A 22,545-nucleotide genomic window follows, 5' to 3' on the forward strand; every position below is an offset into this window, starting at 1 on the left:
GGCGCCGCTCAGTCGAAGTAGGTCGCCGGGTCCAGCGGGCCGCCGGCCTCCTCGAACTCCTCCCGGGCGGCCCTGGCGAGCTCGTCGTCGGCGAGGAAGTCCCATGCGGTGTGGGCCAGCCCGACCGCGCCGTCCACCGCCGCACGCTCGGCCGCCTCCGTGGCCGCGGCCGCCGCGAACTCCTCGGTGTGCAGCGCGGCGTCGGGCCCGGCGATGGCGATCATCGGGTGGATGCCGGGGACGCGGACGCTGACGTTGCCGAAGTCGGTGGACCCGGCGAGCACGTCCGGGACGGTGCCGGCGGGCAGCACCTCCCGACCCCGCTCCCCCAGGCTGCGCACCCAGCTGCCGCCGAGGGCGGCGTTGCCGCGGATGGGCAGCGAGGGCGGGTAGTGGTCCCACTCAAGCTCGACCGCGGTGTCGGTCATCAGCGCGGCGCCCTGCATGACCCGCTCGACCCGGCCGGACAGGTCGACGAGCGTCGCGGGATAGGCGGAGCGGACGTAGAGCTGCATCGTGGCCGTGCCGGTGATGATCGACGGGCGGGTGCCGCCCTCGGTGATGACGGCGTGGACCCGGTCCGAGGGCGGCATCTGCTGCCGCAGCAGCCCGATGCCCTGGTAGGCCAGCGCGGCCGCGTCGAGCGCGTTGCGGCCCTGGAACGGCTGGGCGGAGGCGTGCGCGGGGTGACCGGTGAAGGTGGCCCGCAGCAGCCGGCGGCCCAGGAAGAGGGTGTCCACGACGTCGTAGCCGAACGGGTGCGTCATACACGCGGCGTCCAGACCCTCCCAGGCGCCGCCGCGTGCCATGACCTCCTTGCCGGTGTGCCCCTCCTCGGCGGGGGTGCCGAGGAAGACGACCCGCCCCTGCACCTCGCTGCCGGCCTCGGCGACCAGGCGGGCCAGCGCGATGAACGCCCCGACCCCCGTGGCGGCGATGACGTTGTGGCCGCAGGCGTGGCCGATGCCCGGAAGCGCGTCGTACTCGCTCAGCACGGCCACCGTCCGGTGACGCCCGGGGTCGAAACCGGCCGTGGCGACCTCGGCCCGCAGCGCGGTCTCGACACCGTGGGCGCCGACCTCGACGGGTATGCCGGTGCGCCGGGTGACGAGGTCGGCGAGCAGGGCCGCGGAGCGGTGCTCCTCGTAGGCCAGCTCGGGGTCGGCGTGCAGCTGCCGCACGACCCCCACCAGGTCCTCGGTGGACTCCTCGACGAGGACGGTCAGCCGGTCCCGGTCCTCCTGCGGCGCCCCGGAGAAGGGGCTGTCGGGTGGGTCGGCCGCGGCGACGGTCGCCCGGGTCTGCCGCTCGAGCTCGTCCAGGAAGGCCGTCGAGATGGGGGGTGTGTCGGGCTGCATCTGCAGCAGACTACTCAGGTTGTAAGCGCTGTCGAGGCGAGACGCCGGTCAGCGGGGCGGCGGCTGCGCCTGCTGCACCGGCCGCCGGCACGCAGACTGGGGACCGTACCCGTCGCCGAGGAGAGGTCATCGACCGTGTGGTTCGACTCGTGGTCCGCCGTCCTGAGGATCGTGCTCGTGGGGGCCGCCTCCTACGTCGCGCTGGTGGTGCTGCTGCGGCTGGGGGGCAAGCGCATCCTGGCCAAGCTCAGCGCCTTCGACCTCGTGGTCACCGTGGCCCTGGGGTCGATGCTGGCGAGCGCGGTGCTGAGCAAGGACGTGCGCTACGTCGACGCGCTGACCGGGATGGCGCTGCTCATCCTGGCGCAGCTGCTCGTCACCCTCGTGAGCAGCCGGCTGCCGGGCGGGCGGTCCTTCGTCAACGCCGAGCCGAGCCTGGTGGTCGCGCACGGCCGCCTGCTGGAGGACCAGCTGTCCCGGGTGCGGCTCACCCACGACGAGGTGATGCAGGCGGTGCGCTCTTCCGGTCATGGCGGCCTGGACGCGGTGGGTGCGGTGGTGTTGGAGCCGGACGGCACCCTCAGCGTCGTCGGGCGTTCCTCGCTCGGTGACGGCCGGGCGCTGGCGGTCGTGCCCCGTTGGAGCGCTCTGACCAGCGACGACGCCGAATAACAGCAGTGACGCACATCACAGGTCGTTTCTTCGCCGCGCTATATCCAGATTCCTTCCAGGTGACTTAGCATTCCCGCGACGGGGCGCCGCTCCGACCGGCCACGATCGGCCGCGGTTGCAGGTCTTCACCCCCGGAGAAGCACATGTCCCTACCCCTCCCCACCCTGCGCCCGTTGGCGGCCCTGCTGGCCGGCATCGCGCTCGTGCTGATGTCCCTGCTCGTCGTCCCGGCCGCCTCGGCCCTGGAGGACGACGCCACCCAGACCGCCGAGCCGGCCCCGGTCGAGGACGAGGGCACCGACGCCCCGACCGAGACCGAGGCCCCGGAGGACGCGGTGGTCCAGGCGCTGCCTGCCGAGGACTTCGCCGTCGAGGTCGTCGGCCCCGAGTGCTGGGACAGCTCCTACAACGTCTACGTCGAGTACGCCGGCGACGACACCGACCTGCGCCTCGTGCTGCAGCAGCAGGAGACCGACGGCACCTGGGTGACGTTGCGGACCGAGCGCTTCATGGACGGCTGGGCGGGTGTCTGGGGCGACTGGCTGGAGGAGGGCGAGTCCGCGACCTACCAGGTGCTCGTGTACGACCGCACCGCCCCGGCGGAGCAGACCCTGCTGGACGGCCCGGTGACGGTCACCGGCGTGTCCACCGAGGGCTGCGACGGCGGCTTCATGGATGAGCTCCCGGAGGAGGAGTGGACCGTGGCCGAGGTGGCCTGCGGGTCGGTGACCTTCACCAGCCGCACCGACGAGGAGGTCGTCGTGGTCTACGGCGACCCGTCCGCCGACGACTTCGAGGGCTACTTCTTCCTCGCCCCCGGTGAGTCGTCCACCGTCGAGACCTCCGCCGAGCTCATCTACTGGGTGAGCGCGACCGGGTTCGACGAGGACCTCCAGCCCGTCGGCGACGAGGTGCTCCTCGCCGGCGAGGGTGAGGTGGAGGTCGAGCAGGACTGCGCCCCCGCGCCCGGTGAGCCGGCGCCGCCCGCACAGCCGGCGCCCGGTCAGCCCGGGGGCGGAGGCCACCAGATCCCCGGCACGGTCCAGACCGACGGTGGCGCCGACCCCGTCGTCGTGAGCCTGGGCCTGGCGCTGCTGTCCCTGGCCGGCGTCGCCCTGGTGCGCCGCGCCGCCTGACCCGCACCACCGACGCCCCCGGCCGGCCACCCGCCGGCCGGGGGCCGTGCCGGTCCCCCACCTGAGGAGCCCCACCGTGGACACCAGCCCCGGCGCCCGCCGCCGGTCCGTCCGTCGCGGCGTCACCCTGATGCTGCTGACGCTGGCGCTCGTCGGTGCCCTGGTGACGATCTGGGGGTGGCGGGGCGCCCCGACGGTCGCCGGGCCGGACACCACCGCCCCGACCACCGCCCCGTCGGCCGCGGTGACCGCAGCCCCGCCGGAGCCGGTGGAGCAGACCCCCACGATGCGGCATACCCCGACACCGCGCGCCGCGTCCTCGAGCGCCCCACCCTCCCCGACACCCTCCCCCACGCCCGGCGCGACGGAGCCCGCCCCCATGGCCGACACCCAGCAGGGCCCGGTCCACGTCACCGTCTCCCGGGGCGACGACGTGCTCGTGGACGCTCCGGTGGCGCTCACCCAGCTCAACGACCGGGACGAGCTGAACCCCCCGCCGGGCGTGGTGGGGTGGTACGGCCCGCCCGAGTGGTCGACCGTGCCGGGCGACCTGTCGAGCTACCCGGGGGTCCTGGCCGGGCACACCAGCTATGACGGTGCCCGCGACGTGTTCCAGCGGCTCGGCGAGGTCCGGGCCGGCGACGTCGTGGTCGTCCGCTACGCCGACGGCGGTGAGGCGACCTTCAGCGCCGACGCCGACGCGCTCTCGGTGCCCAAGAACGACGTGACCGACAAGGCGGGCTCCGACTACGCCTGGGTGTGGAGCCTCGTCGAGCCGGGCCGCAAGGTCTCGCTCTTCTCCTGCGACCCGAGCCAGGGCATCGACCTCACCGGCCACAGCCACAACAACTGGGTCGTCCAGGCCACCCGGACGGCCTGACCAGGCGCCGGCGGCCCGACCAGGCGCCGGCTCAGGCCGGCGCGGGGGCCAGCAACGTCTCGCGCAGGTCCTCCGGCGCACCGCTCCCGAGCCGGCGGCAGGCGTCCACGACGGCGCTGATGGTGACCTTGCCCTCGCCCATCAGGATCGCGTCCGCCTCCGGCCCCATGTCCTGCGACTCGATGACGTCGAAGAGCACCTGCGGCTCGGGCGCGGACACCGACAGCGGGGTGAACCTGACGTAGGGCGCGAGCACCCGCCCCCAGACCACGGCCCGGTCGGTCGCTCCCCCGTCCCGGTCGGGACCGTCCTCCAACGGGTAGGCCTCCACGCCGTCCATGTCGGCGAAGGCGGCGTGCAGCACCTGCCGCTGCGTGCCGAAGAGGACGTAGGTCCAGGGGCCGGCCGGATCGTCTGGATCGTCCATGAACTGCGCACGGCACCGCAGGTCCAGCGCCGGGGAGAGCGGCCGCGCCGAGGGCAGGGCCATCACCCCGTGCGCCACGTCGATGAACTCGGCCGCCTGGGCGATCAGGCTGTCCCGGTGCCTGGCGCTGAGCGGCAGGTCGGCGCGGGTGACCTGGCCGTGGGAGAGCCGGCCGTAGACGTCGTCCGGGTCACCGGTGGCCAGCACCTCGTGGCACACGGCCGCCAGCGTCGAGATCACCTCACCCCGCCACAGCGGCCACCCGAGCAGCTCGAGCCGCCTCGTCACGTGGGGCAGCGAGACGCTGCTGTGCAGCCGGTAGCCGCGGGGTTGGCTGTAGGGCATCAGTCGTTCGGTCCTGTCGGTGCGGAGGTGTCCCAGATGCTCGGTCGGCCGGCGAGCGCCTGCTCGGTCAGGAGCACCCAGGTGACGCCGGCCACGGCAGGTGCCGTGGTCATGGACACGGCCGGATCGTCTCGCGAGGCCCCGGGCCGGGAACCGTCGGGGCCAGCGGGGCCGAGGCCGTCGAGGGTCGCCCGGGCCCCGGCGGCGTCACCCGCCCGCTGCTGAGCCAGGGCGACCCCGGCCGTCCCCTCGGTCCACACCAGGGGCTGCTGCACGAGGTGCGGTGCGTAGCCGGTCCGCCCGCCGTGCGCCCAGGCCAGGTCCGCCGCGCGCGCGAGCGCGGCCGACGCCAGCTCGGACCGCCCGGTGGCCTGCCACCAGATCGCACCCCAGGAGTCGACGTCGAGGGCTCGGGTGGGGTCCGGGCCCGACGGACTGCGGCCCTGCAGGAAGCCACCGGCCACCGGGTCCCACAGCAGATCGGCGATCGCCGCCTCCAACCGGTCCGCCGCCTGCCCGGCGGACACCCCGGAGTCGCCGGACAGGGTCGTCGCGGCCAGGTCGAGGGTGTGCCAGGCGTCGAGGTTGTGCTCGGTGGACGCCCACGGCAGAGCCACCGCGGCGTCGAAGCCGCCCGGCCCGTCCTGACCGTGGCCCGCGGTCACCAGGCCCGCCATCGGTCCCTCGGTGACCTGCTGGTGCATCAGCCACGCCACCGCCCAGGTCGTGGCCGCCTCGACCTCGGGCCGCAGCGGGTCCTCCTCGTCCAGCTCCCCCCACCAGCGCAGCAGCGCGTAGGTGGCGACGCTGTGGATGCCCGTGCGCAGCTCGGGGCGGGCGTATCCCGGCGCCAGGGCCGCCGACGACGACACCAGCGCGCCCTGCTGGGCACCCGCTCCGACCTGGAGCGCGAGCAGCCCCTGGCCCAACCGGCGCGCGGTCGCCTCGTCACCCACCGAGAGGGCCGCGAGCAGCGCCAGCGCCTGGTCGTAGGTGTAGGTCCGCCCCTGCATCGGGTGGCCCTGCGGCACCGCGAAAGAGCGCACCAGCCCGGTGTCCGGCGCGGCCTCGGCCAGCACGGCACCGGTGCGGGTGTCGACCAGCCGCAGCACCTTCGCTCCCGGGCGGCTGTCGACGAGGGCGAACGTCCCGTCGCTCAGGGCGGGGGCGGTGCCCACGTGGTACGCGGCGTCGGTGACCACCCAGAGCTGCACCTCGAGGTGCGCCAGGACGGCGGGGCTGGGCCAGGTCGCGCCGTGCTGGGCATACCCGGCGTTCGCGTCCAGGACCCGCAGCCCCCACTCGCCGGTCCCGTCGGCCGCGGCGGCGAGGTCGAGGCTGAAGGTCCCGTCCGGGCCCACCAGCGTCTGCAGCTGGGCGGAGACCTCGCCGCCGGGGGTCTGGCGGATCACGTCGATGATCCACCGCCCGGGCGTGGGCGGGAGGCTCACCCGGCCGTGGAGCGGGCCGCGGTAGTCCGGCGCCGGAACCTCGTCGATCTCGACCGGGGTCCGCGGCAGCTGCTCCGGAGTCTCCACCCCGGAGAGCTCGAAGGTGCCCGAGACCGGCCCGGTCCAGGCGTCGGGGTAGGCCTCGTCGGCCTCGAGGCGGGAGGGGGTGGTGACCTCGGTCCCGGACCCGAGCTGGCCGCGGACCCACTCCCAGGCAACCGGGTCGGGGCCGGTTGCCTCGGTGGTGGACTCGTCCTGCTGCGCCCGCGCCAGGTCCGCGGTCGGGAGCGTCATGAGGGCGCTGAGCCCGACGACGAGGATCAGGCGTGCCCACGGGAGCGGCGCGCACCAGAACCTCACAGCCACCACACCTGACGCACGTAGGCCAGGAGCAGGACGAGGCAGAGCGCGAGCAGACCCTTCCACAGCACTCCCCTCTCGAAGCGCACGTCCGTGCGCAGCAGCTCTGCGGGTGGGCGGCGTGCCAGGTTCCTCATGCGACCTTCACCTTTCCCGTCTTCTCGGTCTTGTCCCAGGTCGTCGCCGCCCCGCGGGCCTGCGCGACGTAGGCGGCGAAGGTGATGGAGCACAGCAGCGGCCCGTAGCCCACGAGCACGAGCAGCGGCGTGACGAGTCGGTGCCCGGGGCTCGCGACGTCGAGCCGGCGGACGGCCCAGGCCGCGAGCATGCACAACGACGTCCAGAGGTAGACGAAGAGCTCGAACCACCGTCGTGCCCCCGGCCCCGGGTCCAGGCCGAACCCGCCGAGCAGCTGCGACGCCGCGAGCTCCACCGGGGCCGGGGCCAGCACCCAGCACAGGATCGCGACGTTGACCAGGCCTGGGAACGTCAGGGCCTGCGCCCAGCTGCGGCGCGCGATGCGACCGTCCAGCAGCAGCGTGAAGGTCGTGCTGTAGACGAAGGCCAGCGCGCTGATGCCCCAGTACGCCTGGAAGGCCAGCCAGGCGCTCGCGGAGTCGAGCAGCCACATCGTGGCGAGGGCTGCAGAGGCGAGGATCATGAAGGCGGGCAGGAGCATGGTGCAGTACCACTGCAGCCCGAACCACACGTTGCCCAGGTGGTGCTCGCGGTGCGGGCGGAAGAACACCTGGTGGAAGCGGCGGGTGACCTGCAGGTTGCCGCGCGACCAGCGCAGCCGCTGCTTCCACAGCGCGGACACCGAGGCCGGCTCCTCGGCCAGGCACTCGGCGTGGGGGTCGAAGACGACCCGACGCCCGGCCACCTGTGTCTTCAGGGTCGTCACGGTGTCCTCGGCGAGGGTGGTGACGTCGATGCGCCCGCCCAGGTCCTGCAGGTTCTCCCGGCTCAGCAGCTGGGCCCCTCCGGCGAGACACGCCTGGGCGCCGACGACGTTCTGGGCCCGGCGGGCGGCGAGCTGGGCGCCCGCATACTCGTACCCGATGTAGCGGTTCAGCCAGCTCGACGGCTCGCTGGCCTCCCGGATGAAGGCGGTCACGGCACCGACCTGCGGGTCGGCCAGGTGCCGGGTCATCCGGGAGACGGCGTCGGGGCGGAAGATGACGTCGGCGTCCGTGATGAGCACGGCCTGCGCCCAGTCGTCGGCGAGGAGCACGTCGAGGCCGTGGTTGAGGGTGTGCGCCTTGCCCTGCCCACCCTGCTCACGGCGCAGCGCGACCACCCGGCCCGGGTGACGCCGGGCGGCGTCGGCGAGGAGCTCGGGGGTGTGGTCGGTGCTGGCGTCGTCGACGACGACGAGCCGCAGCCGGTCCGGGGGGTAGTCGAGCTCCATCATCCGGTCGACCGAGTGCTCGAGGACGAGCGCCTCGTTCCACGCCGGCACCAGCACGGCCACCCTGGGCTGCTGCCCCGGGTCGACGGTGTCGTAGTGGGTGCGCCACCGGTGCCCGGTGACCAGGAGGAAACCGACGGTGGAGACGACCATGGGCAGCGCCCCGAGCAGCACCAGCCCGGTGAGCGCGAGGACGAGCACGTCGATCGGCGACCCGGTCACGAGAACTCCCGCTCGGCCACCGGCACGTAGTCCCACCGACCCACGTCGACGGCCCGGTGGGCGTCGCTGCCGGCGCTCACGACGACGCCGCGGCGCGCCAGGTGCGTCAGCGCAGGTATGCCGGGGCAGCGCCACTTCTCGTTGACCTCGACCCACCCACCGGTCGCCAGGCAGGCGTCGGCCAGCGCGTCCAGGTGCTCCCCCGTGACCTGCTGCTCGTCCAGGCCGCACTTGGGCAGCAGGCTGAACAGGTGGGCCAGGATCGGCGGGACGGGGCTGGCGGCGAGCGCCCGGGCGGTGGCCGTCACCAGCAGGTCGAGGGCCGACCCAGCGTCCCAGGCGCCCTGCTCGAGCCGGCGGCGCACCTCCTCCGGGTGGACCGGCCCGTCCGGCCCCGGGAACTGGTGGTCGGCCACCAGCAGGTAGTCCAGCGGGGGCAGCTCGACGGGGAGGTCCAAGCGCCCGGTCTCGTCGAGGATCTTCACCTCGACACCGCAGCGCACCGCCAGCGGTGCCGACGCCGCCAGCCCCCGGACCTCGCGCACGTAGTCCGGCAACCAGCTGGTGCTGGCGCGGACGTGGTCGGAGAGCCCGATGGTGTGCAGACCTGCGGCGGCGCCGGCGGCGACCATGTCCGCCAGGGGGTCCTGCCCGTCCGTGGTGGTGGAGTGCGTGTGCCAGTCGGCCCCCGTGTCGATCACGACGACCGGCCCGGGGCGAAGGGGTAGTCGGCCACCGGCACCACCACGTCGGCCCAGTGACGGACCACCGCGACCTCGGCGAAGTCGAGGCGCGGCGGCAGGGTCTCGCCCAGGGCGGCGCGGGCGGCCAGTCGTGGCATGTCGATACCGGCCGCCCGGGTCAGCGACATGGTGCCGGGGAAGCGTGGATTCACCTCCAGCAGCGCCGGTGTCCCGTCGGCGGCCCGGCGCAGCTGGACGTTGACGACGCCGACGACCCCGATGCGTTCGGCCACCGCACGGCCCGCCGCGACCAGCTCCGGGTCGGCCACGGTCCGGCCGGCGACGGCGATGCCCGAGTCGACCTTGTCCCGGCGACGAGGGACGGCGGCGACCGGCGCCCCGCCCTCGGGGCGACCGAGCACGTCGACCGAGAACTCCTCCCCCGGCAGGTGCTCCTGGAGGATGTTGGTGCCGTCGCGGGGGACCGCGTCCAGCTCCGAGATGCTGTGCAGCACGGCGAAGCCGCGACCGCCGGCACCCTGGCGTGGCTTGATGATGAACGGCAGCCCGAGGTCCTCGACCTGCTCGGGGGTGGCCTGCTCGTCCCACAGCACCGTGCGGGGCACCCGGACGACCGCGGCGCAGTGCCGCATGAGCAGGTGCTTGTCCAGGCACAGCCGCAGGGTCTCCGGCTGCTCGACGAGGACGGTCATGCCGTGCTCGGCGAACCGGCCCCGGGCCTGCGCCACGGCCGCCAGCTCCACGTCCACCGTCGGGATGACGAGGGTCGCCCCCACCCGGCGGGCCAGGGCGATGAGCTCGTCGACGAAGGCGGGGTCGGCGCCACGGGGCAGCAGACCGCGCCGCTCGCCGGGCACGAGATAGAGGCCCACCGCCAGCGGGTCGAGGTCGGCCGCCGCGACGGCGTAGTCGTCGGCCAGTGCCTCGATCAGGGTGACGGCAGCCGCTCCGCCTGCCCCGGTCACCAGGACGACCGGTCGATCGGCCTCCGCTGCCGGCATCATCCTCGGGCCCCGGTGGGCAGCTGGAAGAGCGACGCGGTCGCGTCCTTCCGGTCCTGCCCCGGCCCCTCGGTCCGGTCGGGGGTGAAGCTGCGGATGACCTCGAACGGCTCGGCATACCTGGCCCGGGGGGCGAGGCTGCGGGCCCAGTAGCGGGCGGACGCGACCACTGACTCCGGCTCCAGGTAGGTGCGGTCGCGCTGCGACTCGAACAGCGCCAGGACGTCCACCTTCTGGGCGATCACGGCGTCGACGGGGACGTAGCGGGTGGGTGAGAAGTCGTTGGACGACGACGGCGACTGGTACGCGTACACCCGGGGGACCTGCCGCACGGCGCTGAGCACGGCGGTGTTCACCGCCCGGTGGTCCTGGTGGTTGTCGTGCTTGGTGTGGACGTAGACCACGGTCGGGTCGACGGTCTTCACCACCGCCTCGATCAGCCGGATGGTGTCGATGCCCGGGTCGATGCAGGTGTCCGGGAGGTCGGCGATGAGCAGCCGCGCGCCGATACGAGCCGCAGCAGCCTCGGCCTCACCCAGGCGGTCCTGCTGGTCGCCTCCCACGGCCCCGCGGCTCAGGGTGAGGATGACGACGTCGTCGCCCCGGCGACGGTGGTCCAGCAGCGTGCCCGCGCAGCCGATCTCGACGTCGTCCGGGTGGGCACCGACGGCCAGCACCCGCTCGGCCGTGTCGCGGACCCGCTCGAGGACGCGTTCGGTGCAGGCGGTCATGGTGACGACGTCGTCGGGGTCCACGACGTCCGTGACCCCCGCGCGCAGGGCGCGGACGAGCATGGCCGGGTCGAGCTGGTCGGTGGCGGCGAGCAGCACCACGTGCAGCCCCGGCACCACCGAGCGAAGGTCGCCGACCATCCCCTCTCCCTCCCCGTGGGCCATGACCTCGGCGGACACCACGGCGAGCCGCACCGAGCGGTCGGACGCCGCACGCTCGACCGCTGCCCACGGCTCGACCGGCTGGACGGCACACCCCGCACGGCGCAGGCACGTGGAGATCTGCTCGGCGGGGGCCTCACCGATGACGAGCACGGTGTAGGGCGGGGGCGGGGTGGAGTGCACGACCCCGGGGAGTCCTGACCCTCCCGGGTGCCAGGTGGAGGCACCCATCGACAGCAGGACCGACTGGTCCTCCGTGGGCTTCTCCACCCGCGCGGCTCCCTCCTGGCGATCTGTCCGTGCGCCAGTCCAGCCTAGGGTCCGGACGCCGCTCGACCGCACGGTTCCGACGATTCTTTACCCATCCCATACCTGCAGGTCGGTTGGTCGTCGGTCGCACGCGTGCCCGCTCAGCGACCCCCGACCGGGCCGCCGACGTGCCACCGCCGCAGCCGGTCCAGCTCCGAGGGCGGCACGCCCAGCAGCGTGACGAGCCGCCCGTCCCGGCGCACCGCCTGCAGCCGCCACGCATGCTGCCCCGGCTGGTCGGTGCGCAGGTCGAGGATGTCGGCCCGGGTGAGGCGGGTCGTCTGCCGGCCGGAGGTCACGACGACGGCGTCGTCCTCGAGCCGGGTGCCGCTGCGCTCGCGACGGCTGGCCCAGACGAGGAATGCGCCATACCCTGCCCAGACGGCGACCATGACGACCTCGAGCACCCGCCAGGGGTGGGCGAGCACGAGCGCCACGACGGCGCTGACGAGGACGGCGACGCCGATCCCGGCACGCAGCGTCGGCAGCCAGCGCGGCTGCATCAGCCACTCGTCGGCCGGGTCCGGTGCGCTCACGTCCTCAGACTAGGAACCTGCCGGCGATGCGTCGCCCCGATCGCGCTCAGGCGCGCTCCACCTCGCTGCTCAGCTTGAGCACGGTGGTCCCGTCCTCCTGCTCGATGACGTAGGCGGGGTCGTCGTCGCTGCCCTTGCGCTTGATGGTGTTGCCCTTGCTCTGGCGCTCGACCGTGTCGTGGTGGACCTCGGTGACCTTGCCCTCGGCGTAGTCGTCGCCCCACTTCCAGCGGACCTTCGTCCCGGTGCGGATGGCCATGATCTCTCCTCCTGGTGGTGATAGTGATGACCGCCGCCCCGGTGGGGCAGCGGTCAGCACGGCGGGTGTCCTCAGAGGACGGTGGTCGACTCCTCGAGCTTGAGGGCGACGCCGAGCGCGAAGAAGGTCGGCGCCCACTCGCCGACGAACAGGCCCCAGCGGTCCGCCTGAGCCTTGCTGTCGCCCTTCTTGCCACGCGAGAGGAAGTGGCTCACGAAGGACAGGCCGATCGAGGCGAACCCGGCCGTGTAGAGGTGGTCGGACCGGAGCCCTGCGGACGAGAGTGTGGTGATCATGGATCTCCTCGGTGTTGTGGGGCTGGGTCTTCCATCGTGGGTCACCGTGGCGAGGTGCGCAGGATGAACGACCACGGGGTATGCCGTCAGCGTCCCTTGAGCGCGCGCCGCACCTGGCGCACGTCGGTGATCGGCACCCCCGGGAGCTCGACGCCCTGCCCGGTCGTGAGGAGGGCGACGACCCCGCCGCGGCGCGGGTCCTCCTGGACGGTGCGGATCGCCTCGGTGGGGACCTGGGTGGCGCGGATCCCGTTGTGGACGACGAGGCCCTCCCGGGAGGCCGAGGTGCTCCCACCGGTCCGCAGGTAGGCCAGGACGATGAGGGCGAGCACGGCCAGCCGCACGGCCAGGCCCAGGAGGTCGTCACCGAGGGCCACTCCTCCCCCGGCGTACCGGGCGATGGTGAAGCCGACGACGAGGACGAACGCGAGCAGCAGCGCCCAGGACAGCGCCTTGGGGCGGTGGCGGGTCCAGGTCATGCGGCACGTCCCATGCCGCCCAGACTAGGCGCTGGGCGCCTCCCGGGTGCAGGACCGGCCCGTGCCCGTCGGCGGGCTCGGAGTGGTCCGGACACGCCGACACCCCTGGTCTGCGCCAGGGGTGTCGGCGGTCGCCGGGCTCAGTTGCGGAACGTGTCCTTGGCCTTCTCCACGGCCTGCTTGGCGTCGGCCGCCGTCTGGTCCTGACGGCCCTCGGCCTCGAGCCGCTCGTCGTCGGTCGCCTTGCCGGCGGCCTCCTTGGCCTTCCCGGCCAGGTCCTGCGTGGCGTTCTTGGCCTTGTCGGCGAGTGACATGTGCATCTCCTTCTCGATGGGTTCCTTCATGGCGCGGGCGCCTTACTGCACCCGCGTCGCCGTGGTGCGCCGCAGCGGACGGCGCCGGGGTGCGTCCACCAGCAGCTGGAGGCGCACGTCGGTGTCGGGTAGAGCGCGGCGCAGGTCGGCAGCGCTCTGGGCGGCCGCGTCCCTGATGTCGGTGCCGCGCGCCCCCGGCGCCAGGTCGGCCCGCAGCTGGAGGACGGGGTGGTCCTGGGTGCCGACCGCCCTGGCCCGGACGTGGTCCAGGGGAGCAGCGGCGCCCAGCTGGTGGGCGACGACGTCGCCCAGGCTGGAGAGGTCGACCCGCAGCCGGCCGTCGGCACGGCTCTGCGGCAGCCCCAGGTCCGGCACCGACCGGCGCGCGAGATGGCTCACCAGCCACACCAGGCCGAGGACGCCGAGCAGGAGACCAGCCGCGGCGACCGCCCACGGCCACCAGGCGGCCTCGGCCACCCGGCCCAGCCCGGGCACGTCGATCTCGTCGGGGTAGTCCTGCGAGACCAGCCGTAGTCGCCACTCCAGGGCCAGCAGGCCGACGGCGAGCAGGACGACGGCGAGCAGCAGCACGAGGGCTCGGTCGAGGGCGGCCAGTCGTCGGCTCATCGGGCGGGCTCCTTCACGGTGACGGTGACCTTCGGGGAGGCGACGCCGTCCAGGCGCTGGCCTATCGACTCGGTCACCGAGGTGGTCAGATGGTCGCGGGCGTCCTCCATGGGCGTCCGCACGGTCAGCCGCACGCCGGACCGGGAGGGCCAGGCGCGTTCCACGGCGGACACGCCGTCGGTGCGCTCGGCCGCCTCACGGGCCAGGTGGGTGATGGCCTCCGGGGAGGCCCAGACCTCCACCTCACCCGGTGCCCGACGGTGGGTGCGGGTACCCGGACGGACTCCGAGCACCAGCAGGACCAGACCGAGCACCACGGCGGCGACTCCCACGGCGAGCGTGAGCGCGTCAGGGGTGAGGGTGAACGAGGCGGACAGGGCGGGGGTCAGCCAGGGTGACCCGACGAGCCATCCCTGCGTGACCAGCAGGTCGCGCACGGAGGCGACGCCCAGGGCCACGAGACCCAGGGCCAGCAGCAGGGCGGGCCAGATCGCGACAGGGCGGCGACGCGGCGTCCTCACGACACTCTCCTCTCTCGGGCACCCGGGGCGGGTGCGACGGCTCGGGCCTCCACGTCGACGGTGTGGACGTCGATGCCCGTGAGGCGCGAGGTCTCCACGCGGACGGTGTCACGCACCCGCGCGGCGACCTCGGCGAGGGCGCACGGCCAGGTCACGTCGACCGTCAGGTGGACGTGCGCGCTCAGTCCGGTCATCCGGACGTCGGCGTGCGGGCTGCCCACGCCGCGCAGGGAGTCGAGGGCGCCGGCGCGCGTCGTGACTCCCGGGACGTGGCGGGCGGTCTCCTCGCACACCTTGCGGACCACCCGGTGGGCGACCGTCAGGGTGCCGGCGACCCGGTCCTGCTCGGTGCGGGTCGCGGCAGTGCCGTCAGCCACGGCGACCGCGCAGCAGGGCGGTCAGGTCGATCTCCCCCGACGCCTGGCCGGCGACGGCATACCCGACCCCGCCCAGCACGAGGGCCAGCAGGAACCCGCCGAGTCCGCCCAGGATGCCGGTCAGGGCGAGCAGCAGGCCGGCCATCAGGCCGATGGTGGAAGCGTTCATGGCACATCTCCTTCGTCACCGGCTCCCGTGCGTCGGGAGCCGGACAGGTGGGTGGATGGGGCGCGGAGGTGCCTCGGGCACGGACCGGACCTCCGCGACCGGCCGGGTGTCTCAGGGGGCGGCGACGTCCTCGACGACGACGTCCACGGGGCCCTCGACGAGGGGGCGCACCGCAGCGCGCACGGCGTCGGTGGTGCCCGCGACCGGGGCCGCCCAGTCCAGGACCACGTGCACCTCGCAGGTGTCCTGGGTGAGCCGGACCCCGGCGACCCGCCGGCCGGGCAGGTAGGTGGCGATCTCGCCCATGACCCCGGGGTGCAGGTCGTGCACCCCGGGCACGGTCAGGACGCGCTCGCCCACCAGCTCGGCCAGGGCCGGGTCCGGCGTGTCACTCGACACGGCTCTCCCGCGGCTCGGCGTCGTCGGCGTCGTCGCCGGGCAGGTAGACGTCGTGCACGCTGATGTTGACCTCGGTGACCTCGAGCCCGGTCATCCGCTCCACGGAGGACGTCACGTTGCTGCGGACACCGGCAGCCAGGTCGGCGATGGACACGCCGTACTCCGTGACCAGGTCGATGTCGATCGCCGTCTGGCGCTCGCCCACCTCGACCGCGACACCCTGGCTCATGTTGGTGCTCGAGCCGGGGATGCGCTCGCGTACCGCGCCGACCACGCGGGCGGCGCCGCCGCCGAGGTCGTGCACCCCGCTCACCTCGCGGGTGGCGATGCCGGCGATCTTGGCGACCACGGTGTCCGCGATGGACGTGCGTCCGTGGTCGGTCACCAGGGGACCGTCGGAGCGGGTGGTGCTGAGCTCGTTGCCGGTGGACTGCTTCTGCTCGGTCATTCGTGTGACCCTTTCGTCTCGGGGACTGACACTGCTTGGTCGGGTCCAGACCGCGAGATGTCACGGCTGGGAGACTGTGACGTGCATCACCCTGTCTCGACGCGCCGCCGGCGGCCCGGCAGCGCATGATGATCGCGTGAGCAGCTCCGCGGACCTCCTCGAGGACGCGCCGGCACCGGACGGCCCCGTGACTGACGGCACCCTGCTGCGCGCCGCCCGTCTGGGTGACCAGGGGGCTTTTGCGCAGATCGTGGACCGCTACGGCCCGGGGATGTTCCGGTATGCCCGCAGCCTGGTCGGGCAGGAGCAGGACGCCGGGGACGTGCTGCAGGAGGCCTTCGTGTCGGCCTGGAAGAACCTGCCGTCCTTCCGCGGCGACTCCTCCCTCAAGACGTGGCTCTACCGGCTGGTCCACCGCCGGGCGATGGACCACCACCGGGTCAGACGTCCGGTGCCCGTCGTCGACGAGGTCTTCGCCGAGGTGGTCGCGGACGTCTCGGGTGACCCGGTCCGCCAGGCGGAGAGCCGCGAGCTGCTGGCCGACCTGCGTCGTGCCCTCGCCGGGCTCCCCGAGACGCAGCGGGCCTGCTGGCTGCTGCGCGAGGTGGAGGGTATGTCGTACCAGGACATCGGTGAGACGCTCGGGCTGCCTGTGGGTAGCGTGAGGGGTCAGCTGCACCGAGGACGGACCACGCTTGCGGAGAGGATGTCGCGATGGCGCTAGAACCCTCCGACCCGCTGGAGCGGGCCGCGAGAGCGCTGCGTCAGGAGGAGGCGCAGGAGCCCCGGTGGCTCGAGCTCTCGGAGTCGATCATGACGCGGGTGCGGGGCATCTCGTGGCCGGCGGCGCGGGTGCTGGCGACGGACGCCGAGGGCCGACCCGACCGGGACGGCCTGGGATCGCGCACCTACGTGTCGAGCCGGGTGGTGCGTGATGCGCTGCGCCGGGCCCTCACGACCGGGCAGGTCGAGCCCAAGGACATCGACCTGCGCGTCGTGGACGACCACCTCGAGCGCCTCGACCTGCAGCTGGTCGCGACCTACGCCCAGGACCTGCAGGAGGTCGGCTCCTGGGCGCGCAGCGAGACGCTGAGGGTGCTGGACGAGCAGCTCGGCCCGCTGCCCGACCTGGACCCGGACACCGACGTGTCCATCACCATCACCGACCTCCACGACGACGACGCGAGGCTGGGCGCCGACTGATCCCGCCGCGTCCCGACGCACGAGGGTGCCGTCAGACCGCCTCCGCCAGCCGCACCACGGCGTCCACGAGCGGAGCCCCGGTCATCTCCGGGTCGTTGTGGCCGACCCCGCGGAGCACGACCTCCTCGACGAGGGTGGGGGCGGCAGCGGCCACGCGGGCACTCAGCTCGCTGGGCACGATGAAGTCCTGCTCGGCGCGGACGACGGTGACGGGCACCGTCGCGTCCGCCACCCGGGCGAGCACCTCGTAGCGGTCCCGCAGCAGCACCCCGACCGGCAGGATCGGGTACTGCGCGCGGCCCACGTCCACCAGGTTCGTGAAGGGCGAGCGCAGGAGCATCGCGCGCGGTGGGCGCTCCTCCGCCAGGCGCGCGACCACCCCGGTGCCCAGCGACTCGCCGACGTAGACCACCCGGTCCGGCGGGTACCCCTCCTGGGTCAGCAGGTCCGACATGGCGAGCGCGTCGAGCGCCAGGCCCTCCTCGGAGGGGCGGCCAGGGTTGCCGCCGTAGCCGCGGTAGTCCATGAGCAGCACGGTGAAGCCCTGCTCGCGCAGGCCCCGGGCCACGTCGGCGCGCCCCTCCCTGTTGCCCCCGTTGCCGTGGGCGAAGAGCACCGCCAGGTCACGGTCCGCCGACGGGTCCGCCGGCACGAGCCACGCACCGAGCTCGAGGCCGTCTGCGGTCGTCGCCGTGACGTCGCGTGCCCCGGGCAGCACCTCGGACGCCGGCGGCACCGGTGAGCGGTCGGGGAAGTAGATGAGGAAGCGCTGCAGACCCCATACCGACACGAGCACCACCGCCACGACCGCGAGGAGGGCGACCCCGACCCGCACGAGCCGACGCACCCATCTCTGGCGGCGTCGCGTCGAGGGCATGAGGCCATGATGACCGGCGAGACGCCGCCGGTCGCGTCGAGGGGTGGCGTCTCACTCCCCGTCGAGGCGCTGGGAGCCCCCGACCACGAGCGTCAGCTCGACGTCGACACCGGCGAGCCGAGCCTCGTCCAGCGCCTCCCGCAGCTGCTCGGCACCCGGCCGCGGTGGGTCCCCGATGACGACGATCCGCAGCGTCGACCCCTGCAGGGAGATCTGCGAGACCCGCCACCCGGACTCCTGCGCCCAGGCGTCGGCCACCGGCTGCGCCGCGGAGATGAGGCGCTGCTCCTGGATGACGGCGTAGGAGCCGAGGCCCAGGGGTATGGCCACGAGCAGCAGCGAGACCGCCACGGCGGTCAGCGACCGGCTCCCCAGCCGAGCGACGGCCACCCCTGCCTCCATGGCCGCTTGGCGCACCCCGGCCAGGAGCATCACCAGCGTGCCCGTCGCGATGATCGCGGCGACGTTGGTGCCGAAGAGGAGCAGCGCCCCGGCGGCCTCCCCGGGCGCCCCCGACTCCAGGGTCAGCCCGACGACGGCCAGCGGCGGGACGAGCGAGATGGCGATGGCCACGCCGGGCAGCGTGTCCGAGACGTCGGACCGGACGAGTGCGAACGCGCCGACCATCCCCGTGGCGATCGCTGCGAGGAGGTCGATGAGGCGGGGGCTCACCCGTCCGGAGACCTGGCTGTTGGTCGCCGCGACCACGTCGGTCAGGACGACCAGGCCCACCAGATAACCGATGACCACGACGGCGAGGGAGGCCCCGAGGACCGTGAGGATGTTGACCACGAGCTGCCGGCGGTCGGCCAGCACGACCGCCACCGCCGTGCCCAGGATCGGGGTCATGAGCGGCGCGACGATCATGGCGCCGATGACGGTCGCGGTGGAGTCGGCCACCACGCCGGCCGAGGCGATGACGCCGGCGAGCACGAGCAGCACCCAGAAGGCCGTGAGGTTGCGGAACCGGTCCCCCAGGGTCAGGAAGAGCCGTCCGGTGATGCGGTCGATGTCCTCGGCCGTGACGGCCAGCGCCTGCCTCATGCCCGAAGTCTGGACCGGTCCGGCGCACCCGTCCACCCCTCGGGGTGAGGTGTACCGACTCGTCGGGAACGCGAGGCGGCGCTCACCCGGCTGACGTGTGATGGGTGCGTGGCCGGGTCAAGGCCCGTCGCGACGGATCTCCCCGAGCCGGTCGAGGTCCTTGCCCCGCACCCCCGGAAGACCGACCACACCACCGTCCCGCAGCCTGACCCGGGCCGTGCCCAGGACCCGGTCACCGGCGGCCTGGGTCGCCGCGACCTCGCTCCACGGGATGCGCCGCTCGCGCAGCTGTCGGACGACGATCCCCTCGCCGTCGACGACCGTGCGACTCCGCGCCACGATCAACCAGCAGGAGGCCACCACGATGTTGCAGACGGTGGAGACCCGCGTGCCCCAGTGGACCTCCGTCGCGAGGGCGACGACGAAGAACACCACCGCGACCACGAGCAACCCCCACAGGAGACGCGTCCACCCGCGGCCCAGCTGACGCCATACCTGCGCGCCGTCACCCACGTCGCTCACCGTCCACCTCCCCTCCTCCAGTCCACCGACGGGCCCGACAACCTGGTCGGCGGTGGCACATCGACCAGACGCTACCGTCCGGCTGTCATGAATAGACGCATTTCTTGGACAAACCTTTACCCGTCAACTACTTGTCGTGCCGAGCGGTGGCAGAAACACTTCTCTGGTCGTGCTGCTGCCTCCGAGACCGCCCTCAGGTCGAGCAGCTGCGCCGCCACCCCGTCGTCGGGGGTCCACCGCCCCAGGGCAGAGATGAGGACGAGATGGCCCCCTCCCGCCGAACCCTGCTGCAGGCTGCCGGCCTGGCGCCGATGGTCCTGCCCGCCCATCACCGCAACGGGCACGGCGGCGTGAAGGAGAGCCCCACCCCGACCCCGTCGCCCACCGACCCGGGGCCTGCGGGCGACCTCTCCTTCAGCGGCTACAACTGGCTGCGCCGCACCTGGCCGGGTGCACCGCACTACAACGGCCAGTGGTCCGGCGACAACGTCGTGCTCAACGGCGACGGCACGGTGACGCTGCGGCTGACCAACCCGGGTGGGTCACCGGTGGCGGCCGAGCTGCTGTCGACGCGAACCGGCTGGGGCTACGGCAGCTACTCGCTCGACTTCCGGGCCGACTTCGACGTGGTGTCGCAGTCGGTGGTGTGGGGCAACCTCTTCACCTACGACTCGACCCAGCCGTGGGACGCGAGCCACAACGAGATCGACGCCGGCGAGATCTCGGCCTGGGGCGTCCCGGGCATCGCCCCGCGGCTGACGGCCGGCTACTGGCTGCCGGGACCGACCAACGTGCTCAGCCACAACGAGTCCCTGCCCACGGGCCTGCGGGTCTTGCGGTCGACGATGACGTGGGGGCCGGGCTCGGTGTCCTTCGCGACGTATGCCGGTGCCACCGCCGCGACCACGCTCATCGCCTCCTCCCGCGTGGACAGCTCGGCCCTGCCGGTCCCGGCTGCCGAGCGCGTGCACGTCAACCTGTGGGTGACCTCGGCCAACGAGGACGACGAGACCGCGACCGCGCCCTTCGAGGTCACCGTCACCGGCTTCGGGTTCACCCCGGCCTGACCGCTGGCCGGCCCGTCCGGGCGCGGAGGCGCCCGGTAGGTGCTCGAAGGGCTGGGTCCGTGTGCGGTGGTGGCCCTTGAGGGGCCACGACCGCACACAGGCCGAGGACGACGACGTCCGAGGTGGGTGAAACCATCTCGACCGGGCGAACCATGGGCGGGCCGGACCGGATCACGACCGGTGGCGGCCGTCACTTAGCCTGCGGCCGGGCTGTCTGCCCCGAACGCCTCGCGGGTGAGCCGGCGGTGGGCGGCGACGACGTCGTCCAGCTGCCGGTAGGCCCGCTCCTCCAGACTCCTGAACTCCTCGGCGTCCAGACCCAGGCTGTCGGCATGGACGGTCAGCGAGCGCCACAACCCGGATTTGCCGCTGATGCCCGACTGGACCAGCTCGAGCTCCAGGAGGGGCGTCAGCGGTGAGCGCCGCCGGAGGCGGCCGTTCGTCTTGAGCCGCCCGGCCAGCTCCCCGGTGCGGGCCAGCAGCAGCTTGGCGCCGCTGCGCTGCAGGCCCAGCGACCTGATGACCTCCGAGAGTCGGCTGCGGTCCTCGCTCACCTCCTGCAGCAGCTGGGCGATCTCCCCGGCGACCGGCAGGTCGCCGTAGTTCTGGTGCATCATCGTGAGCCGCTGCACCATCCCCGTGGCACCCGTCAGGTGGTCCTCCAGGTAGATCTGCAGCAGCTCCCGCTCGGGCAGGTCCTCCGCCCGCTGTCCTGACGACGTCATGATCGCCCCTCCTGTCGCGCTGGGTCCCGCGGGCTGAGCCCACGCGCACGGCCGGACCGACTTTCTCCCCGCTGTGTCCTCACCCCTCGACCCTAGGCAGCCGGCCGGGCCTGGCAACCCGAGTCGCCACCGTCCACGTGTATGCCGCGCCGTCCCGGAGGGTGCGTCCGGGAGCGGGTGGGCAGAATGGACCGGATGCGACGAGGACGACAGGGACGGCGGGCGTGACGGCGACGGCTGAGGTCGGCCTCGGCACCAGGCACCCGCGGACGGCCATGGTCACCGTCGCGGTGACCCTCATCGCGCTCGGCTGCGGCCTCGGGTGGTGGACGTCCGTGCAGGCCGGTCCGCTGCCCGTGGACCTGTGGTGGGACAGCGTGGTCTCCGGCGATCGGGTCCCCGCGCTGCTCACGACGTCGCTGGTCCTCGACTGGCTGGGCGCGGGCGTCGTCGGCGTGTACGTCATACCTCTCGGGGCGGCCCTGGCCCTGATCGTCTCCGGACGGCGCTGGTCCGCGGCATACCTGCTCGTCGCACTGGTCGTGAGCGCCGTCCTGGTGCAGGTCCTCAAGCACGTCTTCGGCAGGGCGCGTCCCGACGGCCTCCTCGTCGTCGTGGACGAGGGGTCCTTCCCCTCGGGCCACGCCGCCAACGCGGCCACCCTCGCCGTCGTGGCGGCGCTGCTGTTCGCCGCGCTCTGGGTGCGCGTGGTGGGCGCCGTCGCGGTCGTGCTCATGGCCCTGAGCCGCACCTACCTGCACGCGCACTGGCTGTCCGACACGGTGGGCGGGGTCCTGATCGGGAGCGCCGTGGCGCTCCTGCTCGCGGCCCCCTTCTGGAGGCCGATCGCGCGGGATCGCATCGTCCCGGACGCCGGCTCCCCTGAACCCGAGCGACAGCACTCTCGCTGAGTGCGAACGGGAGATGTTTCGAAGGCCAGCATTGTCCGTGTGCGGCTGTGGCCCCTGGAGGGCCACCAGTGCGCACGACCAGGCGACCACCACACGGGCCGACTGGCATCCTCCGTCCAGGACAGACCCTCACACTGGTGCGGATCAGCTGGACGTCGAGGAGGTGGCGACGTTGCAGTCGGTGAGCCCAGGTGACATCGTCACCCGCATGGAAGACCTCCTGGCCGCGGAGCGCCGTCTCCAGGCCGCCCAGCGCGCCGGCGACGTCGCGGCCCTGGACCAGCTGCTGCATACCGACGTCGTCGCGATGGGGCCGGACGGGTCGACCTTCACCAAAGAGGACGACCTCGAGACCCACCGGTCGGGGGCCCTGCGCATCGTGTCCCTCGTCGAGCGCTCGGTGGACGTCCAGCAGGACGGAACCACCGGGGTGACGCGCACCGTCGCCGACATCGAGGCGGTGCAGGACGGCATACCGGCGGCCGTGCGGTTCCGCTACACCCGCCTGTGGGTGTGGGCGGACGGCCGCTGGCAGGTGCTCGCCGCTGCCTTCGGGCCTGCCGACGACGATGCCGCCGACCCGGCCGACCAGAGGCCGTAGA

The 22,545-nt window shown here is 73.4% G+C and carries 31 protein-coding genes; 8 read left to right on the forward strand and 23 right to left on the reverse strand.

The window, feature by feature from the left end; genetic code table 11:
* Window positions 1–8 precede the first annotated feature (8 nt).
* On the reverse strand, window positions 9–1,358 hold the full coding sequence (locus EUS26_RS00375) for an amidohydrolase (protein WP_130011204.1): 1,350 nt from the start codon (window positions 1,356–1,358) through the stop codon (window positions 9–11).
* A gap of 135 nt (window positions 1,359–1,493) precedes the next feature.
* Between EUS26_RS00375 and EUS26_RS00380 the strand changes: the two genes are divergently transcribed.
* The 3 genes from EUS26_RS00380 (at window position 1,494) to EUS26_RS00390 (ending at window position 4,046) form a co-directional block, all read left to right on the forward strand.
* Window positions 1,494–2,030: a DUF421 domain-containing protein gene (locus EUS26_RS00380; protein ID WP_130011205.1), complete on the forward strand. Its 537-nt coding sequence runs from the start codon at window positions 1,494–1,496 to the stop codon at window positions 2,028–2,030.
* A gap of 143 nt (window positions 2,031–2,173) precedes the next feature.
* Window positions 2,174–3,166: a hypothetical protein gene (locus EUS26_RS00385; RefSeq protein ID WP_130011206.1), complete on the forward strand. Its 993-nt coding sequence runs from the start codon at window positions 2,174–2,176 to the stop codon at window positions 3,164–3,166.
* 76 nt (window positions 3,167–3,242) lie between these two features.
* The gene (locus tag EUS26_RS00390; RefSeq protein WP_130011207.1) at window positions 3,243–4,046 is read left to right on the forward strand and encodes a class F sortase; all 804 of its coding nucleotides are present in this window, start codon (window positions 3,243–3,245) and stop codon (window positions 4,044–4,046) included.
* A gap of 31 nt (window positions 4,047–4,077) precedes the next feature.
* Here EUS26_RS00390 and EUS26_RS00395 read toward each other — a convergent pair whose 3' ends face one another.
* The 18 genes from EUS26_RS00395 to EUS26_RS00480 form a co-directional block, all read right to left on the reverse strand.
* Window positions 4,078–4,818 carry a hypothetical protein gene (locus EUS26_RS00395; RefSeq protein ID WP_130011208.1) on the reverse strand — a complete coding sequence of 247 codons (741 nt, stop codon included), beginning with the start codon at window positions 4,816–4,818 and terminating at the stop codon, window positions 4,078–4,080.
* The gene (locus EUS26_RS00400) at window positions 4,818–6,629 is read right to left on the reverse strand and encodes a hypothetical protein (RefSeq protein ID WP_130011209.1); all 1,812 of its coding nucleotides are present in this window, start codon (window positions 6,627–6,629) and stop codon (window positions 4,818–4,820) included. The genes EUS26_RS00395 and EUS26_RS00400 overlap by 1 nt, the downstream gene beginning before the upstream one ends.
* Entirely contained in the window at window positions 6,626–6,766 is a 141-nt protein-coding gene (locus EUS26_RS16810) for a hypothetical protein (RefSeq protein WP_165368449.1), read from the reverse strand. Before EUS26_RS16810 ends, EUS26_RS00400 begins: the two co-directional genes overlap by 4 nt.
* A complete protein-coding gene (locus tag EUS26_RS00405) occupies window positions 6,763–8,262 on the reverse strand; it encodes a glycosyltransferase family 2 protein (RefSeq protein ID WP_238148744.1) in 1,500 nt (499 codons plus the stop codon). The genes EUS26_RS16810 and EUS26_RS00405 overlap by 4 nt, the downstream gene beginning before the upstream one ends.
* A complete protein-coding gene (locus EUS26_RS00410; RefSeq protein ID WP_130011210.1) occupies window positions 8,259–8,963 on the reverse strand; it encodes a PHP domain-containing protein in 705 nt (234 codons plus the stop codon). Before EUS26_RS00410 ends, EUS26_RS00405 begins: the two co-directional genes overlap by 4 nt.
* Window positions 8,960–9,967 carry an ATP-grasp domain-containing protein gene (locus EUS26_RS00415; protein ID WP_130011211.1) on the reverse strand — a complete coding sequence of 336 codons (1,008 nt, stop codon included), beginning with the start codon at window positions 9,965–9,967 and terminating at the stop codon, window positions 8,960–8,962. Before EUS26_RS00415 ends, EUS26_RS00410 begins: the two co-directional genes overlap by 4 nt.
* The gene (locus EUS26_RS00420) at window positions 9,967–11,130 is read right to left on the reverse strand and encodes a PIG-L family deacetylase (RefSeq protein ID WP_130011212.1); all 1,164 of its coding nucleotides are present in this window, start codon (window positions 11,128–11,130) and stop codon (window positions 9,967–9,969) included. The genes EUS26_RS00415 and EUS26_RS00420 overlap by 1 nt, the downstream gene beginning before the upstream one ends.
* 140 nt (window positions 11,131–11,270) lie before the next feature.
* Complete coding sequence (locus EUS26_RS16815; RefSeq protein ID WP_165368450.1) at window positions 11,271–11,705, reverse strand: hypothetical protein; 435 nt, start codon at window positions 11,703–11,705, stop codon at window positions 11,271–11,273.
* Window positions 11,706–11,751: 46 nt separating this feature from the next.
* Complete coding sequence (locus tag EUS26_RS00430; protein ID WP_058890497.1) at window positions 11,752–11,964, reverse strand: hypervirulence associated TUDOR domain-containing protein; 213 nt, start codon at window positions 11,962–11,964, stop codon at window positions 11,752–11,754.
* Between the two features lie 71 nt (window positions 11,965–12,035).
* Complete coding sequence (locus tag EUS26_RS00435) at window positions 12,036–12,260, reverse strand: hypothetical protein (RefSeq protein ID WP_130011213.1); 225 nt, start codon at window positions 12,258–12,260, stop codon at window positions 12,036–12,038.
* A gap of 86 nt (window positions 12,261–12,346) precedes the next feature.
* The gene (locus EUS26_RS00440) at window positions 12,347–12,739 is read right to left on the reverse strand and encodes a hypothetical protein (protein ID WP_130011214.1); all 393 of its coding nucleotides are present in this window, start codon (window positions 12,737–12,739) and stop codon (window positions 12,347–12,349) included.
* Between the two features lie 140 nt (window positions 12,740–12,879).
* Window positions 12,880–13,053, reverse strand: coding sequence for a CsbD family protein (locus tag EUS26_RS00445; protein ID WP_130011576.1), 174 nt, complete (start codon window positions 13,051–13,053; stop codon window positions 12,880–12,882).
* Window positions 13,054–13,095: 42 nt separating this feature from the next.
* Window positions 13,096–13,680 (reverse strand): hypothetical protein, encoded by a 585-nt coding sequence (locus EUS26_RS00450; RefSeq protein ID WP_130011215.1) that lies wholly within the window; start codon window positions 13,678–13,680, stop codon window positions 13,096–13,098.
* Complete coding sequence (locus EUS26_RS00455) at window positions 13,677–14,201, reverse strand: DUF6286 domain-containing protein (RefSeq protein ID WP_130011216.1); 525 nt, start codon at window positions 14,199–14,201, stop codon at window positions 13,677–13,679. The genes EUS26_RS00450 and EUS26_RS00455 overlap by 4 nt, the downstream gene beginning before the upstream one ends.
* Window positions 14,198–14,578 (reverse strand): Asp23/Gls24 family envelope stress response protein, encoded by a 381-nt coding sequence (locus EUS26_RS00460; RefSeq protein WP_130011217.1) that lies wholly within the window; start codon window positions 14,576–14,578, stop codon window positions 14,198–14,200. The genes EUS26_RS00455 and EUS26_RS00460 overlap by 4 nt, the downstream gene beginning before the upstream one ends.
* Window positions 14,571–14,747, reverse strand: coding sequence for a DUF2273 domain-containing protein (locus EUS26_RS00465; protein WP_130011218.1), 177 nt, complete (start codon window positions 14,745–14,747; stop codon window positions 14,571–14,573). Before EUS26_RS00465 ends, EUS26_RS00460 begins: the two co-directional genes overlap by 8 nt.
* A gap of 111 nt (window positions 14,748–14,858) precedes the next feature.
* Window positions 14,859–15,146, reverse strand: a complete 288-nt coding sequence (locus EUS26_RS00475) for a hypothetical protein (RefSeq protein WP_130011219.1) — start codon at window positions 15,144–15,146, stop codon at window positions 14,859–14,861.
* Entirely contained in the window at window positions 15,136–15,594 is a 459-nt protein-coding gene (locus EUS26_RS00480; RefSeq protein ID WP_130011220.1) for an Asp23/Gls24 family envelope stress response protein, read from the reverse strand. Before EUS26_RS00480 ends, EUS26_RS00475 begins: the two co-directional genes overlap by 11 nt.
* 136 nt (window positions 15,595–15,730) lie before the next feature.
* Here EUS26_RS00480 and EUS26_RS00485 point away from each other — a divergent pair, with 136 nt between their 5' ends.
* Window positions 15,731–16,318 (forward strand): RNA polymerase sigma factor, encoded by a 588-nt coding sequence (locus EUS26_RS00485; RefSeq protein WP_238148745.1) that lies wholly within the window; start codon window positions 15,731–15,733, stop codon window positions 16,316–16,318.
* Window positions 16,309–16,797: a hypothetical protein gene (locus EUS26_RS00490; RefSeq protein WP_130011221.1), complete on the forward strand. Its 489-nt coding sequence runs from the start codon at window positions 16,309–16,311 to the stop codon at window positions 16,795–16,797. The genes EUS26_RS00485 and EUS26_RS00490 overlap by 10 nt, the downstream gene beginning before the upstream one ends.
* Window positions 16,798–16,828: 31 nt before the next feature.
* Here the strand turns inward: EUS26_RS00490 and EUS26_RS00495 are convergent, their stop codons facing one another.
* The 3 genes from EUS26_RS00495 to EUS26_RS00505 all read right to left on the reverse strand — a co-directional run bounded on the left by EUS26_RS00495 (window position 16,829) and on the right by EUS26_RS00505 (window position 19,240).
* Window positions 16,829–17,674, reverse strand: coding sequence for an alpha/beta hydrolase (locus EUS26_RS00495; protein WP_165368451.1), 846 nt, complete (start codon window positions 17,672–17,674; stop codon window positions 16,829–16,831).
* Window positions 17,675–17,725: 51 nt separating this feature from the next.
* Complete coding sequence (locus EUS26_RS00500; RefSeq protein WP_202864992.1) at window positions 17,726–18,718, reverse strand: DUF389 domain-containing protein; 993 nt, start codon at window positions 18,716–18,718, stop codon at window positions 17,726–17,728.
* Window positions 18,719–18,835: 117 nt separating this feature from the next.
* Window positions 18,836–19,240, reverse strand: coding sequence for a PH domain-containing protein (locus EUS26_RS00505; RefSeq protein WP_165368452.1), 405 nt, complete (start codon window positions 19,238–19,240; stop codon window positions 18,836–18,838).
* Between the two features lie 263 nt (window positions 19,241–19,503).
* On the opposite strand from EUS26_RS00505, the gene EUS26_RS00510 reads away from it, so the two are divergent.
* On the forward strand, window positions 19,504–20,307 hold the full coding sequence (locus EUS26_RS00510) for a LamG domain-containing protein (protein ID WP_130011223.1): 804 nt from the start codon (window positions 19,504–19,506) through the stop codon (window positions 20,305–20,307).
* A gap of 194 nt (window positions 20,308–20,501) precedes the next feature.
* On the opposite strand, the gene EUS26_RS00515 is transcribed toward EUS26_RS00510, so the two are convergent.
* A complete protein-coding gene (locus tag EUS26_RS00515) occupies window positions 20,502–21,032 on the reverse strand; it encodes a hypothetical protein (protein WP_130011224.1) in 531 nt (176 codons plus the stop codon).
* 224 nt (window positions 21,033–21,256) lie between these two features.
* Here EUS26_RS00515 and EUS26_RS00520 point away from each other — a divergent pair, with 224 nt between their 5' ends.
* The gene (locus EUS26_RS00520; RefSeq protein WP_238148746.1) at window positions 21,257–21,943 is read left to right on the forward strand and encodes a phosphatase PAP2 family protein; all 687 of its coding nucleotides are present in this window, start codon (window positions 21,257–21,259) and stop codon (window positions 21,941–21,943) included.
* A 208-nt stretch (window positions 21,944–22,151) separates the two neighbouring features.
* On the forward strand, window positions 22,152–22,544 hold the full coding sequence (locus EUS26_RS00525; RefSeq protein WP_130011225.1) for a nuclear transport factor 2 family protein: 393 nt from the start codon (window positions 22,152–22,154) through the stop codon (window positions 22,542–22,544).
* The last annotated feature ends 1 nt before the right edge of the window (window position 22,545 follow it).

The organism is Serinicoccus sediminis (assembly GCF_004153545.1).
GTDB lineage: Bacteria > Actinomycetota > Actinomycetes > Actinomycetales > Dermatophilaceae > Ornithinicoccus > Ornithinicoccus sediminis_A.

Excerpts from the sequence above, each read along its gene's own strand:
- EUS26_RS00375 (WP_130011204.1), bottom strand. The coding sequence starts at position 1,358 with ATGCAGCCCGACACACCCCCCATCTCGACGGCCTTCCTGGACGAGCTC.
- EUS26_RS00385 (WP_130011206.1), top strand. The coding sequence starts at position 2,174 with ATGTCCCTACCCCTCCCCACCCTGCGCCCGTTGGCGGCCCTGCTGGCC.
- EUS26_RS00395 (WP_130011208.1), bottom strand. The coding sequence starts at position 4,818 with ATGCCCTACAGCCAACCCCGCGGCTACCGGCTGCACAGCAGCGTCTCG.
- EUS26_RS16810 (WP_165368449.1), bottom strand. The coding sequence starts at position 6,766 with ATGAGGAACCTGGCACGCCGCCCACCCGCAGAGCTGCTGCGCACGGAC.
- EUS26_RS00415 (WP_130011211.1), bottom strand. The coding sequence starts at position 9,967 with ATGCCGGCAGCGGAGGCCGATCGACCGGTCGTCCTGGTGACCGGGGCA.
- EUS26_RS00430 (WP_058890497.1), bottom strand. The coding sequence starts at position 11,964 with ATGGCCATCCGCACCGGGACGAAGGTCCGCTGGAAGTGGGGCGACGAC.
- EUS26_RS00435 (WP_130011213.1), bottom strand. The coding sequence starts at position 12,260 with ATGATCACCACACTCTCGTCCGCAGGGCTCCGGTCCGACCACCTCTAC.
- EUS26_RS00440 (WP_130011214.1), bottom strand. The coding sequence starts at position 12,739 with ATGACCTGGACCCGCCACCGCCCCAAGGCGCTGTCCTGGGCGCTGCTG.
- EUS26_RS00445 (WP_130011576.1), bottom strand. The coding sequence starts at position 13,053 with ATGTCACTCGCCGACAAGGCCAAGAACGCCACGCAGGACCTGGCCGGG.
- EUS26_RS00450 (WP_130011215.1), bottom strand. The coding sequence starts at position 13,680 with ATGAGCCGACGACTGGCCGCCCTCGACCGAGCCCTCGTGCTGCTGCTC.
- EUS26_RS00465 (WP_130011218.1), bottom strand. The coding sequence starts at position 14,747 with ATGAACGCTTCCACCATCGGCCTGATGGCCGGCCTGCTGCTCGCCCTG.
- EUS26_RS00480 (WP_130011220.1), bottom strand. The coding sequence starts at position 15,594 with ATGACCGAGCAGAAGCAGTCCACCGGCAACGAGCTCAGCACCACCCGC.
- EUS26_RS00490 (WP_130011221.1), top strand. The coding sequence starts at position 16,309 with ATGGCGCTAGAACCCTCCGACCCGCTGGAGCGGGCCGCGAGAGCGCTG.
- EUS26_RS00495 (WP_165368451.1), bottom strand. The coding sequence starts at position 17,674 with ATGCCCTCGACGCGACGCCGCCAGAGATGGGTGCGTCGGCTCGTGCGG.
- EUS26_RS00500 (WP_202864992.1), bottom strand. The coding sequence starts at position 18,718 with ATGAGGCAGGCGCTGGCCGTCACGGCCGAGGACATCGACCGCATCACC.
- EUS26_RS00510 (WP_130011223.1), top strand. The coding sequence starts at position 19,504 with ATGGCCCCCTCCCGCCGAACCCTGCTGCAGGCTGCCGGCCTGGCGCCG.
- EUS26_RS00515 (WP_130011224.1), bottom strand. The coding sequence starts at position 21,032 with ATGACGTCGTCAGGACAGCGGGCGGAGGACCTGCCCGAGCGGGAGCTG.
- EUS26_RS00525 (WP_130011225.1), top strand. The coding sequence starts at position 22,152 with ATGGAAGACCTCCTGGCCGCGGAGCGCCGTCTCCAGGCCGCCCAGCGC.